Origin of the sequence: Cellulosimicrobium sp. XJ-DQ-B-000 (assembly GCF_031119065.1) — a bacterium.
Lineage (GTDB): Bacteria > Actinomycetota > Actinomycetes > Actinomycetales > Cellulomonadaceae > Cellulosimicrobium > Cellulosimicrobium funkei.
This window is the reverse complement of sequence record NZ_JAVHYN010000007.1, coordinates 125,974-139,354: the sequence shown is the minus strand read 5'-3', so window position 1 is coordinate 139,354 and position 13,381 is coordinate 125,974. Positions and strand designations below refer to the sequence as shown.

Genomic DNA, 13,381 nt, shown 5'->3' with positions numbered 1-13,381 from the left:
AGACGGCGGAAGGTGCGCTGGGTGAGGCGCAGTCGATCCTGCAGCGCATGCGCGACCTGTCGGTGCAGGCGGCGAACGACACGAACAACGCCGACGCGCGCACCGCCATCAAGTCGGAGCTCGACGAGCTCGCGGACGAGCTCGACCGGATCGTCGACTCGACGAACTTCAACGGCATCGACCTGCTCAAGGCCAGCGCGACCGACCTCACGGTCCAGGTGGGCGCCGAGGGCACCGGTGACGGCAACACCATCACCATCGACCTCACCACCAACGACCTCCAGACGGTCATCGAGGCGGGCGTGTACAACACCGCGGGCGGCAGCTCCCTCACGGTGAACACGGCGGCGAACGCGCAGGCGGCGATCGAGACGATCGACACGGCGCTCAAGGCCGTGTCGACGGCTCGCTCCGGCCTGGGTGCGACGCAGAACCGCCTGGAGTACGCGATCTCCAACATCAACGTCGCGACGGAGAACCTGACCTCCGCCGAGTCGCGCATCCGCGACGTCGACATGGCCAAGGAGATGATGAACTACTCGCGCACCAACATCCTGTCCCAGGCCGGCACCGCGATGCTGGCCCAGGCGAACCAGGCCAGCTCGGGAGTCCTCCAGCTCCTCGGCTGACCCTGACGGCCACCCGGCGGGCGGCACGGACCGCCCTCCGCGCCGTCCGCCGGGTCTTCTCCGCACCACGTCCCCAGCACGTCCCCCGTCCCACACCTGGAGGTGATCCGCGTGGGCATCTCCTTCACCGGGCTGTCGAGCGGTCTCAACACGGCAGACCTCGTCAAGCAGCTCATCGCCGTCGAGTCGATCCCGCAGCAGCAGCTCCAGGCCAAGGTCAAGGCCGAGCGCTCCGAGATCTCCGCGCTCCAGGACCTCAACACGCGCGTGGCCGCGCTCGCGAAGCTCGCCAAGGAGCTCACCGCCGGCGACGCGCTCGCGCTCTTCACCGCGAAGGGCTCGTCCGACGCGGTCTCGGTCACCGCCCGCGCCGGCGCCTCCCCGGGGAGCATCGACGTCGTCGTCGACGCCGTCGCCACCGCGCAGAAGTCGGTCACCGCGACCCTCACGACGGCTCCCACCACGCGCTTCACCCTCACGGACGCCGCGGGCGAGCACACCGAGCTGACCGCGGCCTCCACGTCGCTCGACGACGTCGTCGCGGCGATCAACCGCGCCGACGCGGGCGTCACCGCGGTCAAGGTCGGTGCGGGTACCGACGCCGCGACGGGGGAGAAGCTCTACCGCCTCCAGCTCACGGGCGCCGCGACGGGCGCCGCGGGCGCGTTCTCGTTCCACGCCGGGACCGCCGCCGAGGTGGACGCCGGCACCGCGACGAACCTGCTCGCCGCTCCCGGCGCGGCCACCGTCACGGCGGCCGCCGACTCCGTGGTGCGCCTGTGGGCCGGCACCGCCGCCGAGCAGACCGTCACCTCGGCGTCGAGCACGTTCACCGACCTCCTTCCCGGCATCGACGTCACCGTCTCGAAGGCGTCCGCCGACCCCGTCACCGTCACCGTCGCCGAGGACCCCGAGGCGCGCGCGAACAAGGTCCGCAGCCTCGTCGACGCCGTGAGCGCGATCCTCGCGCGCATCGGGACGCAGACCAAGGTGACCATCGGGTCCGACGGCTCGACCTCCGGCGCGACGCTCGCCGGCGAGTCCATCGTGCGCAACGCGCGCCAGTCGCTGCTCGGCGCCGTCACGGACCCGGTGGACGGGGCGTCGCTGTCGTCGATCGGCATCGAGATCACGCGCTACGGCGAGGTCACGTTCGACGCCGAGAAGCTCTCGGCGGCCCTCGCCGCCGACCCCGACACGACGATGAGCACGTTCACGCAGGTCGCGACGCGCGTCCAGAAGGCCTCCGAGATGCTCTCCGACAAGTACGACGGCCTCCTCACGACGTCCGTCAAGAACCGCGAGACCCAGGCCACCCGGCTGGACGACCAGATCGCCCGGTGGGACCAGCGGCTCGAGCAGCGCTTCAAGCGCCTCACCGCGCAGTACACCGTCATGGAGGTCCAGCTCGCCAAGCTCGACTCGCAGCAGCAGTGGCTGACGGGCCAGCTCGCGACCCTCATGCCCTCCTCGTCCTCGAAGCGCTGAGCCGCACCTCCCGCGAAGGAACCGCCGTGACCCACCTCGCCCGGAGCGCCTACGGGCGCGACGCCATCCTCACCGCGTCCCCCGCGCGCCTGCTGACGCTGCTCTACGACCGTCTCGTGCTCGACCTGCGCCGGGCCGAGGCCGCGCAGGGCGAGGAGCGGTGGGCCGCCGCGTCCGAGCAGCTCCTGCACGCCCAGGCGATCGTGGCCGAGCTCATGGGCTCGCTCGACACCACGGTCTGGGACGGTGCCGAGGACCTCATGGCCCTCTACGTCTACGTCCACGAAGCCTTGGTCGCCGCGAACGTCCACCGCGACATCGGGCGCACGCACGAGGTCCTCGAGATCGTCGTGCCGCTCCAGGAGACGTGGCGCCAGGCCGCGGAGGTGCTGCCCGCCGGGCACGGGAGCGCCGCGGCGCACGGCGGCGGAGCGACCGGTGTCGCCTGACCGCGCGGGCACGGTCACGGCCTGGACCCGTGCCCTCGACGAGCTCGACGCGATGGCGTCGGTCGCGGGCGAGCACGCCGGCGAGACGGCCGTCGCCCACCTGGCCGCGTGGACCCCTCCGACCGGGCTGGGGCGGCTCCCGGCCGAGCTCGTGGACCGCGCGCTCGAGGTCCTGGTCCGCCAGGCCGACGTGGTGGACCGCCTGCACGCCGCCATCGTGGAGAACCGGCGGCACTCCCGTGCCCTGACGTGCGTGCCCCGCGCGCACGACTCGACCGCGGCGGCGTACCTCGACGTGAGCGCCTGACCCTCGCGACACCTCCGGCCCGGCGGCGCTCCCGGGCGAGCACGGCTCACGCGTCGCGACCCTGCATAGGGGTCGGGTGAGCACACGACCGACCGCGCAGCACGCGTCCCCGCTGCGCGCGCACGACGCACGACGGCGGCCCCTCGGCCGTCGTCGGCTCAGGGTGAGCACGGACCGCTCCCCCCGCAGGCCATCGGACGGCCGACACCGACGACGTGGGGAATCCGCGACCGTGTTCGACTCCGTCACCTCCGTAGCGATCCAGAGCGCGCTGGACGGGCTGTCCGCCCGGCAGAGCGCCATCGCCGAGAACGTCGCCAACATCAACACCCCGGGCTACACCGCGAAGCGCGTGCAGTTCGAGGAGGCGCTGGCGGCCTCCGTCGCCGACGGCGACGCCCGGCGCACCGCCTTCACCGTCGACCGCTCGCTCGAGCCGACCCGGCTCGACGGCTCGAACGTCAACCTCGACACCGAGACCGTCTCGAACGTCGACACCGTCCTGCGCTACCAGTTCGCGACCCAGGCCGTCGGCGGCGAGGCCGCCGCCCTGCGCGCGGCGATGCGGACGGCCTGACATGACCTACGACGCTCTCGGCATCGCCGGCACCGGCCTCACCCTGCACCGCAAGTGGCTCGACGCCGTCGCGGACAACCTCGCGAACGTCAACACCGTCACGTCGACCGACGACGCCGCGTTCCGCGCCCGCTACGTCCTCGCCACCGAGGGCGGCGAGAAGAACCCGGGCGCGTACGTCGCCGGGGCGGCGTGGGGGAGCGCGGAGGGCCGGCTCACGTACGAGCCGGACCACCCGCTCGCGGACGAGGACGGCTACGTGCGCTACCCGGACATCGACATGTCCGAGCAGATGGGCAGCCTCATCCTCGCCCAGCGCGGCTACCAGGCGAACGCCGCCGTGATCGACCGCGCGAAGACGGCCTACGAAGCAGCACTCCAGATCGGGAAGTGATCCTCATGTCCATCCCCTCCGTCGAGGCCACGACCGGCACCGGGTACCTCACCGGCGTCGAGAGCCTCTCCGCGACCGCTGCCGCCGCGCCCGGGTCGACCGGTGCCGCGGGCGCGAGCGCCTTCGCCGACGTGCTGGGCGGCGCGGTCGACAGCACGCAGCAGCTCCAGGGCGCCGCGAACGAGCTGACGATCGCCGCCGTCACGGGCGACCTCGAGAGCGTCCACCAGGCGACCATCGCCTCCACCCGTGCCCAGACGACCCTCGAGCTCGTCGCCGCCGTGCGCAACAAGGCGGTCGACGCGTTCAACGAGATCATGAGGATGCAGGCCTGACGATGCCCGAGAAGATCAGGTCGACGTTCGGCCGCGCGTTCGGCGCCGTCCGCGACTTCACCATCGCCCAGCGCACGCTCGCGCTGCTCGCCCTCGCGATCCTCGTGGTCGGGATCGTCGCGCTCGTGTCGTGGGCGTCGCGCCCCAGCTACACGCCCCTGTTCTCCGGCATGTCGAGCGCGGACGCCGCCGCGATCGTCGACCAGCTCCGCTCGCAGGGCGTGCCCTACGAGCTGACCGACGGCGGCGGCACGGTGCTCGTGCCCGAGGAGCGGGTCTACGAGCAGCGGCTCGCGGCCGCGACGGCCGGCCTGCCCGCCGACGAGTCGGCGGGCGGCTACTCGCTGCTCGACGAGATGGGCGTCACGTCGAGCGAGTTCCAGCAGGACGTGACGTACAAGCGCGCGCTCGAGGGCGAGCTCGCCCGCACCCTCTCCGCGATGGACGGCGTCGAGACGGCGACCGTCCAGCTCGCGATCCCCGAGGAGACGGTCTTCGCGGCCGAGCAGGGCACCCCGACCGCGTCGGTGTTCGTCGCTCCCGCCCGCGGCCAGAAGCTCACGACCGAGCAGGTCGAGGCGATGGTCCACCTCGTCTCGGCGTCGATCGACGGCATGGCACCCACCGACGTCGCGGTCGTCGACGCGCAGGGAGAGGTGCTCTCCGAGGTCGGCGTCGGGGCGCGGTCGTCGGGCGAGCAGGCCGGGCAGTACGAGGAGAAGGTGTCCGGGCAGGTGCAGGCGATGCTCGACCGCGTCGTCGGGGCCGGGAACTCGACCGTCGCGGTGACCGCGCAGATGGACGTGGCGAGCTCCGAGCGTCTCGAGGAGACGTTCCGCACGCCGGAGGGCGGGCCCGTCCTCAACGAGTCCACGACGACCGAGGAGTACACCGGCGCGGGCGGTGGCGTCGCCGGGGTGCTGGGACCGGACAACATCGCCGTCCCGGGCGGCGCCGGCGGGGACAGCAGCTACACGTCGGAGGACGCCACGCGCAACAACGCGATCGACAAGGTCACCGAGACCACGACGACGCCCGCCGGCGCGCTGACCCGGCAGGCCGTGTCGGTCGCGCTCGACGCCGAGGTGGCGCGGGGCATGGACACGGCCGCGATCACCGCGATGGTCTCCGCGGCCGCCGGCATCGACGCCGAGCGCGGGGACACCGTCGAGGTCGCGGTGCTGCCGTTCGACACGGGCGCCGCGGAGTCGGCCCAGGCCGCGCTCGCCGCGGCGGAGGAGGCGGCCGCCGCCGAGAGCCGGGCGCAGATGCTGCGCACCGCGGCGGTCGTCGCCGGGGTGCTCATCGCCCTGGTGATCGTGCTCGTGGCCGTGCGGCGCGCCCGTCGTCGCCGCGAGCGGCGCGAGACGGTCGACCTCGAGGACCTCCGTATGACGACCCTGCACGAGCTCGACCGCGAGGACGACCGCCCGGCGCTCCCGTCCGGCGGCGGCCAGGGCGAGCTCGAGCCCGTGCCCGAGCGGCCGGAGATCCAGCCGCCGACCCCGCGGTTCACGAGCCTCGACCAGCGTCGGGCCGAGATCGACGCGCTCGCGGCGACCGACCCCGACAAGACGGCCGAGTACCTGCGGGTGCTGCTCGCCGAGGACCGGGCGGGGGCGCAGCGATGAGCGTCACGACGGCACCGCCCGAGACGGCGCCCCCGGGCACCGGCGCCGCCGGTCTGGCGGCCGCCCTCGACCCCGCCGCCGCGGCGGCCGCGACCGAGGCCGCGCGCAAGGTCGCCGCGATGAGCGGGGTGCAGAAGGTCGCCCTGGTGCTCATGCAGCTCAGCCAGGAGCGGGCGGCGACGGTCCTGTCGCTGCTCTCCGAGGAGGAGGCCTCCGAGGTCGCGGCCGAGATCATGCGCACCCAGGTGGTGGACGAGGAGCTGGCGGTCGCGGCCCTCGACGAGTTCTACGACATGGCGCTGTCCGGCACGCCGCGCCCGCGCGGGGGCAAGGACTTCGCCGTCGGGCTGCTCGAGGCGTCGATGGGCGCCGACCGGGCGGCCGACGTGGTCGAGCGTCTCGTCGCGAGCATGCAGGGCAAGGCGTTCGAGTACCTCGACGGCACCGAGCCGGGACAGATCGTGTCCCTGCTCGACGGCGAGCACCCGCAGACCGTCGCCCTCGTCCTCGCGCACCTCAGCTCGGGCGTCGCGTCCGCGGTGCTCGCCAAGCTGGCCGACGACTACCGCACGGACGTCGCGCAGGCGCTCGCGACCATGGGCACCGCGTCGCCGGACGCGGTGAAGATCGTGTCGGAGCAGTTCCGCACCCGCATGGGCGCGAGCATCACCCCGCGTCAGCCGGTCGAGATCCTCGGCGGCGTCCAGCCGCTCGTCGACATCATCAATCGCTCCGACGGCGCCACGGAGAAGGCGGTCCTCGAAGGGCTCGAGGCCCGCGACCCGCAGCTCGCCGAGGAGGTCCGCTCGCGCATGCTGACCTTCGAGGACATCGCCTCGTTCGAGGCGCGCGACGTGCAGATCATCCTGCGCGGCGTCGAGATGTCGGTGCTCGCGCTCGCGATGAAGGGCACGACCGCCAAGGTCGTCGAGACGATCACGAAGAACATCTCCGAGCGCAACCGGGCGCTGCTGGAGGAGGAGGTCGCCGGGCTGGGCGGGGTGCGCATCAGCCAGGTCGAGGAGGCGCGCGCGGAGATCGTCCGCGTCGTCCGCAACCTCGAGGCCGACGAGAAGATCACGATCCACCGCACGGACGGGGACGAGCTTGTCTACTGATGCCTCCTTCGTGCCGCGGGCCGTGCCGGTCCTGCGCAGCGACCGCGTCGCGGAGGTCGAGGCGGCGGCGTCGGCCCGCGGGTACGCCGCCGGCTACGCGGCCGGGGCCCGCGCGGCCCGCGACGAGGCGGAGCGCCTGCGCGCCGCGCTCGAGGCGGACCACGCGCGGCGCACCGTCGAGCGGGACGAGCGGACCGCACGCGCGGTCGCCGTCCTGCGCGAGGCCGCCCGGGCGCTCGGCGAGCGGACGGTCCCCGTCGTCGCCGCGGCGCAGGACGCCACGGTCCGGGGCGCGCTCGACCTCGCGGGGTCCGTCCTCGGGTACGAGCTCACCGACCGGCCGGGGGCCGCCCGCGCGGCCCTCGCGCGCGCGACGGCCGTCGCCGACGGCGCGGTCGTCGCCGTCCGGCTGCACCCCGACGACGTGCGCCTGCTGACCGAGGCCGGGGTCGACGACGTCCGCCTCGTCGCGGACGCGTCGCTCGACCGCGGCGACGCCGTCGCGGAGCTCGAGCACGGCTTCCTCGACGCGCGCGTGCGCGCCGCCGTCGACCGGGCGCGGGCCGAGCTGGCGCTGCTCGACGTCGGGCCCGACCTCACGCCCGACGCCGGGCCCGGCGCAGCCGGAGGGTCGTCGTGACGGCCCCGGTCGGCTCCGCCGTGCCGGGCACGCGCACCACGGCGGGCGCGACCCGCCCGCACTCCCGCCCGCCCGCGCTCGAGTCCCTCGTCGCGGTGGCGCGGCCCGAGCGGGTCGGCGTCGTGACGTCGGCCGTCGGGCTGAGCCTCGAGGTCGCGGGCCTGAGCTGCGGCATCGGCGACCTCGTCCACGTCGGCGACGGCCCGCACCCCCTCGACGCGGAGGTCGTCGCGACCGCCGAGGGCAGGGCGCGCTGCATGCCGCTCGGCCGGCTCTCCGGTGTCCGCGCGGGCGACCCGGTGCGCACGCGCGGCACCGGGGTCCTCGTCCCGACCGGGCGCGGCCTGTTCGGCCGCGTGGTCGACGCGCTCGGCCGCCCCGTGGACGGGCGCGGCCCGCTCGGGCGCGCGCCCCGCGTGCCCGTGGACGCGGACGCGCCCGCCGCGATGGAGCGGGCGCGCATCGACACGCCGCTCCAGACCGGCGTACGGGTCCTCGACACGCTCACCACGCTCGGCCGGGGCCAGCGCATCGGGCTGTTCGCCGGCTCCGGCGTCGGCAAGTCCTCGCTGCTGTCGATGGTCGCGCGCGGGACCGACGCCGAGGTGTCGGTCATCGCGCTCGTCGGCGAGCGCGGGCGCGAGGTGCGCGAGTTCCTCGAGGACGACCTCGGCCCCGAGGGCCTGGCCCGGTCGGTCGTCGTCGTCGCGACGTCCGACGAGCCCGCGATGATGCGCCGCCGCGCAGCCTTCACGGCGACCCGGATCGCCGAGTCGTTCCGGGAGGCCGGGTCGCACGTCGTCCTCATGATGGACTCCCTCACGCGCGTGTCCATGGCGCAGCGCGAGATCGGGCTGTCCGTGGGGGAGCCCCCCGCGACGCGCGGCTACCCGCCGTCGACGTTCTCCCTCATGGGGAACCTGCTCGAGCGCGCGGGCACCGCGGCGACGGGCTCCGTCACCGGGATCTACACCGTCCTCGTCGACGGCGACGACCACAACGAGCCGATCGCCGACCAGGCGCGCTCGATCCTCGACGGGCACGTGGTGCTCGACCGGTCCATCGCCGTCTCGGGCCACTACCCGGCGGTCGACGCGCTCGCGTCGGTCTCGCGCGTCGCGTCGCGCGTGACCACGCCCGAGCAGAGGTCGGTCGCGCTCACGCTGCGCCGGGTCCTCGCGGCGCGCCGCAAGGCGCAGGACATCCTCGACATCGGGGCGTACAAGAAGGGCACCGACCCCCTCGTCGACGCGAGCCTCGAGCACCAGGGGGCGATCGACGCCTTCCTGCAGCAGGTCATGACCGACAGGACGCCGGCCGAGGAGTCGTGGGCGCGCCTCACGCGGCTCACCCAGGTGCTGGCCGGAGGGGAGGACTGATGGCGGGGAAGTTCCGGCTCGCGGGCGTGCTGCGCCTGCGCCGCCTCGAGGAGGACGGCGCCAAGGCGGCGCTCGCGGGAGCGCACGCGGACCTCGCGCGCACCGTGGAGGAGGCGGGCGGTCTCGCCGCCTACCTCGACGCCTCGCCCGAGCGCCCGACGACGAGCGCGGCGCTGTCCGGGCTCGCGGCCTCGCGCGCCGCGGCGAGCGCGCTGTTCTCCGTGCTCGAGTCCGAGGAGCGCGTGCGCGCCCACGCCGTGGACGAGGCGCGCGCCGAGCTCGCGCGCGCCCGCGCCGCCGCGGTGGGCCTCGAGAAGCTCGAGGAGCGGCACGACGCCGAGACGGCCCGCGCGGAAGGGCGCGCCGACCAGGCCGCGCTCGACGAGATCGCCTCGGCCGCGCGGCGCACGACGGCCGGGGGGTCGACGACGTGAGCATGACCCAGGCGCTCGCCCGCGTGGGCGAGATCCGCACGGAGATCGTGGCGCTGCACGACGTCGTGGCCGCCCCCGGCCGGTCGACGCCGGCGTCGTCGTCCACGAGCGCGACCGACTTCGCGTCGGCGCTCTCGGCGCTCTCGGCGCTGCCGACGACGGGTGCGACGGGCACCGGCTCGGACGTGGTCGGGCGCCTGCTCGGCAGCCTGTCCGGAGCGACGGGCGCCGACGAGCTCGCGCGCAGCGCGCTGTTCGGGGCGGGGGCGTCGCCGGGCGCTGCGGGCGCAGCCGTCGTGCCGGCGGCCCCCACGGCGCCGGTCGGCGCCGCGACCGCGCCGGACGGCGCGACCGACGGCGCGGCGGGACGGTCGGTCGTCGAGACGGCGCGCCAGTACCTCGGCGTGCCGTACGTGTGGGGCGGCGAGAGCCTCGGCGAGGGCGGCCTCGACTGCTCGGGCCTCGTCCAGCTCGTGTACTCCGCGCACGGCGTCGATCTGCCGCGCGTCGCGCGCGATCAGATGCGCCAGGGGACCGAGGTCGGCTCGCTCGCCGACGCGCGTCCCGGTGACCTCGTGGTGCAGCGCGGGGGCAAGCACATCGGCATCTACGTGGGCGACGGGCAGATGATCCATGCGCCCAAGCCCGGCCGCACCGTCGAGATCACGGACGTCACCGACGCCTCCGTGACGACCGTCCGCCGCGTGATCGGCTGAGGAGGACCACGATGACCTTGACCACGAACGCCCTGGTCGCGGCTCCGGCACCGGCCACGACGGCGCGGCCCCGGGCGGCGTCCGGAGCCTCGGCCGACGCGTTCGGCCGCAGCTTCGACGCCGCGCTCGGCGAGGCGGCCCGCGGCCGCCCGGAGCCCGCGCGTGCTCGCGAGGGCACCCCTGCCGACCGGGCCGTCGACGACGGCGCGACCACCGCCGAGTCCTCGACCGGCAGCACCCCGACCGCCGGGCTCTCGACCGACGGGTCCTCGACCGACGGGCCCGCGGCCACCGGGGCCCCCGGCGCCGACTCCTCGGCGGACGGCGCCACCGCCGCGGACGGTCAGCCCGCCGTGCCCGTCGGCCTGCCGGGCCTGCCGGTGCTCCCCGACGCGGCGCCCGTCGGTCTCGACGGCGCGCTCGCCGGCACCGCCACGCCGGACGGCGCGGCAGCTGCCGCCGTCGCGGACGACGCGGCGCCCGGCGACGAGCACGGTCCGACGCGCGCCGCGTCGTCGGCGGACGCCGCGGGCGCCCCGGACGCGTCCACGGCTGCCCCGGCCACGGGCGACCGCCCGGGCGCACCCGGCACAGCCTCGGCGGCCGGCACCGCCTCGGCGGTCGGCGCCGCGGCGGCGGCCGGGCCGGGCGAGGCTCGGACGCCGACCGGTGCACCGTGGTCGTCCGACGCGACGGCGACGGCGGACGGCCCGGTGACGGTGCCCGCCGCGACGCGGGCGAGCGGTGGTGCCGGAGAGGCCGTCGCGACGGCCGGACCCCTGGCGAGCGCCGGGCCCGGGGCCGGGACGACCACGACCCCGCCGCCGGGTCCGGTCCCCGCCGCGCCGGGTGCGCCGGTCCCCGCCGCGCCGGGTGCGCCGACCAGCTCGGGGGGCGTCGCCGTCGCCCCTGCACCGGGGGAGGCGGACGGCGTGACCTCACCGGTCCCGACCGGCCCGGAGGGCACGACCCTCGCGCCGGACGCCGCGCCGCGGGCCGCCGGGGAGCTCCTCGCCGCCGCCCCCGTCGCGGCCCCTGCCGCACCGGCCGCCGTCGGCGCGCCCGCGGTGACCGCCCCGGCGGCCGCGTCGCACCCGGCACAGCCGCTGCACGCCCAGGTCGCCGGGCCCGTCGTCCGGCTCGCCGAGGCGGGCGACGGCGACCACGTGCTCACGCTCTCCGTGACGCCCGAGAACCTCGGGCCCGTGACGGTCCGCGCGCACGTCGCGGGCGGTGACCTGCGCATCGAGCTCTACGCGCCGCACGACACGGGCCGCGAGGCGCTGCGCGCCATCGTCGCCGACCTGCGGCGCGACCTCGCGGGCATCGCGGGCGGGGCGTCGTCGGTCACCGTCGCGGACGCGGGAGCACCGGGCGCGGCTGTCGATGGTCGGGACGGTCGGGACGGCCGCGGCGCCACCGCAGACGGGTCCGGCGCGCGTCGCGACCCGCAGGAGCCCGGCGCGCACGACCGCGACCCGGCCCGCCCGCACCGAGGGGCCACCGAGCCCGAGACCGAGCCGACAGTGGTCGGCAGGACGTACGGCGCCGCCCGGCGCCTCGACGTCCTCGTCTGAGGAGAGGAACCACGTGCCCGTCGAACCCGTGAGCGCGCCGGCGCCGGCATCGATGTATGCCACGAAGAGCGTGCGCGCGCCCAAGCAGGAGTACGACAGCGAGCTCTTCCTCGGGCTCCTCGTGACCCAGCTGCGCAACCAGGACCCGTCCAGCTCCATGGACACCGGCGAGATCGTCTCGCAGACGACGTCGCTCGCCATGATGGAGGCGCTCACGCGGATGAGCGGGCTCGTCGAGGAGTCGTTCGCGCTCCAGATGCGCCAGTCGGCCGCCGACCTCCTGGGCAACAAGGTCTCCTACCTCGACGCCGACGGCGTCGAGCACACGGGCACCGCCACCGCGGTGTCGTACCGCGACGCGGTACCCACCGTGACGATCGGCGGGGTGACGGTCGACCTCGACCACGTCTCCGCCGTCACCTCCTCGGTCAGCACGGATGCCACCGGGACCCCGGCAGCCACGGACGGCGCCACCGACGACCACGGCAGCTCCGCCGCCTGACCCGAAAGGACTCTCGTGCTCCGCTCCCTCAACACCGGAATCTCCGGCCTGCGCGCCCACCAGAACATGCTGGACGTCACGGGCAACAACATCGCGAACGTCAACACGACGGGCTTCAAGTCCTCGCGCACCCAGTTCCAGGACACGCTGTCCCAGCTCGTCGCGGCGGGTGTCGCGCCCGACCAGCAGGTCGGCGGCGCGAACCCCGCGCAGATCGGCCTCGGCGTCACGACGGCCGCCATCACGACGCAGTTCACGCAGGGCGCCGCGCAGACGACGGGCGTCCCGACCGACCTCATGATCGACGGCGACGGGTTCTTCGTCGTCGAGCGGGGCGGCCAGGCGTACTACACGCGCAACGGCGGGTTCACGTTCGACGGCGCGGGCCGGCTCGTCAACGCGAGCGGCGACCTCGTCCAGGGCTGGACCGCCACCGACGGCGTGGTGAACACGAGCAGCCCGCTCGGCAACCTCACGATCCCCGTCGGGGACGTCATCCCGCCCCGCGCGACCACGGGCGTGACGTTCGGGGGCAACCTGCCCTCGGACGCCGCGGACGGCACCGAGCTCGTGCGCGACGTCGAGGTCTTCGACGCGGCGGGCCGGGCGAGCAAGCTCTCGCTCGTCTTCACGGCCGCCGCCGGCGGCTGGTCCGTGAGCGCCCGCGACGGCGCGACCGGCGCGACGCTCGCGGGCCCGCAGGCCCTCACGTTCACGGGTGGTGCCCTGACCGGCGGCGGGTCCCTCGCCGTCGGCGGGGTGACGGTCGGTCTCGACGCGCTCACCTCGTACGCGGGGCTGTCGAACGTCGCCGTCGCGAGCAAGGACGGCGGGGCCGCCGGGTCGCTCACGTCGTACTCCGTCTCCGGCGACGGCTCGATCGTCGGCCGCTACTCGAACGGCCGGACCGAGGTCCTCGGTCAGGTCGCGCTCGCGACGTTCACCAACGCGGGCGGGCTCGAGAAGGCGGGCGACTCGCTCTTCGCGGCGACGCAGTACTCGGGCGACCTGCTGGTCGGCGCCGCGGGCGACCCGGGCCTCGGCTCGATCACCGCGGGCGCTCTCGAGATGTCGAACGTCGACCTCTCGCAGGAGTTCACCAACCTCATCGTGTCGCAGCGCGGGTTCCAGGCGAACTCGCGCGTGATCACGACGTCCGACGAGGTGCTCACCGAGCTCGTCAACCTCAAGCGCTGACCCGGGCG

The 13,381-nt window shown here is 75.2% G+C and carries 16 protein-coding genes; all 16 read left to right on the top strand.

Annotation, left to right across the window (positions count from 1 at the left end; translation table 11 throughout):
* On the top strand, positions 1-629 hold a 629-nt coding region (locus tag RDI86_RS12155; RefSeq protein ID WP_308821481.1), incomplete at its 5' end, for a flagellin.
* A gap of 111 nt (positions 630-740) precedes the next feature.
* Entirely contained in the window at positions 741-2,117 is a 1,377-nt protein-coding gene (fliD, locus tag RDI86_RS12150) for a flagellar filament capping protein FliD (RefSeq protein WP_061266688.1), read from the top strand.
* 26 nt (positions 2,118-2,143) lie between these two features.
* The gene (fliS, locus tag RDI86_RS12145; protein WP_021483132.1) at positions 2,144-2,566 is read left to right on the top strand and encodes a flagellar export chaperone FliS; all 423 of its coding nucleotides are present in this window, start codon (positions 2,144-2,146) and stop codon (positions 2,564-2,566) included.
* The gene (locus RDI86_RS12140) at positions 2,556-2,873 is read left to right on the top strand and encodes a hypothetical protein (RefSeq protein ID WP_061266689.1); all 318 of its coding nucleotides are present in this window, start codon (positions 2,556-2,558) and stop codon (positions 2,871-2,873) included. Before fliS ends, RDI86_RS12140 begins: the two co-directional genes overlap by 11 nt.
* 232 nt (positions 2,874-3,105) lie before the next feature.
* Positions 3,106-3,450, top strand: a complete 345-nt coding sequence (locus RDI86_RS12135) for a flagellar basal body protein (protein ID WP_021482579.1) — start codon at positions 3,106-3,108, stop codon at positions 3,448-3,450.
* Between the two features lies 1 nt (position 3,451).
* Positions 3,452-3,844, top strand: a complete 393-nt coding sequence (locus RDI86_RS12130) for a flagellar basal body rod protein FlgC (RefSeq protein WP_021482578.1) — start codon at positions 3,452-3,454, stop codon at positions 3,842-3,844.
* 5 nt (positions 3,845-3,849) lie between these two features.
* Complete coding sequence (gene fliE, locus RDI86_RS12125; protein WP_144680715.1) at positions 3,850-4,179, top strand: flagellar hook-basal body complex protein FliE; 330 nt, start codon at positions 3,850-3,852, stop codon at positions 4,177-4,179.
* 2 nt (positions 4,180-4,181) lie between these two features.
* Positions 4,182-5,810, top strand: a complete 1,629-nt coding sequence (gene fliF / locus RDI86_RS12120; RefSeq protein WP_076403307.1) for a flagellar basal-body MS-ring/collar protein FliF — start codon at positions 4,182-4,184, stop codon at positions 5,808-5,810.
* Positions 5,807-6,928: a flagellar motor switch protein FliG gene (fliG, locus tag RDI86_RS12115; protein ID WP_308821480.1), complete on the top strand. Its 1,122-nt coding sequence runs from the start codon at positions 5,807-5,809 to the stop codon at positions 6,926-6,928. The genes fliF and fliG overlap by 4 nt, the downstream gene beginning before the upstream one ends.
* Positions 6,918-7,568, top strand: a complete 651-nt coding sequence (locus RDI86_RS12110; RefSeq protein WP_308821479.1) for a FliH/SctL family protein — start codon at positions 6,918-6,920, stop codon at positions 7,566-7,568. The genes fliG and RDI86_RS12110 overlap by 11 nt, the downstream gene beginning before the upstream one ends.
* 95 nt (positions 7,569-7,663) lie before the next feature.
* Entirely contained in the window at positions 7,664-8,947 is a 1,284-nt protein-coding gene (locus RDI86_RS12105; protein ID WP_232322819.1) for a FliI/YscN family ATPase, read from the top strand.
* Positions 8,947-9,381 (top strand): flagellar export protein FliJ, encoded by a 435-nt coding sequence (locus RDI86_RS12100; protein ID WP_308821478.1) that lies wholly within the window; start codon positions 8,947-8,949, stop codon positions 9,379-9,381. The genes RDI86_RS12105 and RDI86_RS12100 overlap by 1 nt, the downstream gene beginning before the upstream one ends.
* Before the next feature lie 2 nt (positions 9,382-9,383).
* Complete coding sequence (locus RDI86_RS12095; protein ID WP_308821483.1) at positions 9,384-10,097, top strand: C40 family peptidase; 714 nt, start codon at positions 9,384-9,386, stop codon at positions 10,095-10,097.
* Between the two features lie 11 nt (positions 10,098-10,108).
* Positions 10,109-11,674 (top strand): flagellar hook-length control protein FliK, encoded by a 1,566-nt coding sequence (locus tag RDI86_RS12090; RefSeq protein WP_308821477.1) that lies wholly within the window; start codon positions 10,109-10,111, stop codon positions 11,672-11,674.
* Positions 11,675-11,687: 13 nt separating this feature from the next.
* Positions 11,688-12,176: a flagellar hook capping FlgD N-terminal domain-containing protein gene (locus tag RDI86_RS12085; protein ID WP_061266696.1), complete on the top strand. Its 489-nt coding sequence runs from the start codon at positions 11,688-11,690 to the stop codon at positions 12,174-12,176.
* Between the two features lie 15 nt (positions 12,177-12,191).
* Positions 12,192-13,373, top strand: a complete 1,182-nt coding sequence (locus RDI86_RS12080) for a flagellar hook protein FlgE (protein WP_061266697.1) — start codon at positions 12,192-12,194, stop codon at positions 13,371-13,373.
* The last annotated feature ends 8 nt before the right edge of the window (positions 13,374-13,381 follow it).

Bases quoted from the DNA above. Each gene is read 5' to 3' on its own strand.
- RDI86_RS12130 (WP_021482578.1), top strand. From the start codon at position 3,452: ATGACCTACGACGCTCTCGGCATCGCCGGCACCGGCCTCACCCTGCAC.
- fliE (WP_144680715.1), top strand. From the start codon at position 3,850: ATGTCCATCCCCTCCGTCGAGGCCACGACCGGCACCGGGTACCTCACC.
- fliF (WP_076403307.1), top strand. From the start codon at position 4,182: ATGCCCGAGAAGATCAGGTCGACGTTCGGCCGCGCGTTCGGCGCCGTC.
- fliG (WP_308821480.1), top strand. From the start codon at position 5,807: ATGAGCGTCACGACGGCACCGCCCGAGACGGCGCCCCCGGGCACCGGC.
- RDI86_RS12100 (WP_308821478.1), top strand. From the start codon at position 8,947: ATGGCGGGGAAGTTCCGGCTCGCGGGCGTGCTGCGCCTGCGCCGCCTC.
- RDI86_RS12095 (WP_308821483.1), top strand. From the start codon at position 9,384: ATGACCCAGGCGCTCGCCCGCGTGGGCGAGATCCGCACGGAGATCGTG.
- RDI86_RS12090 (WP_308821477.1), top strand. From the start codon at position 10,109: ATGACCTTGACCACGAACGCCCTGGTCGCGGCTCCGGCACCGGCCACG.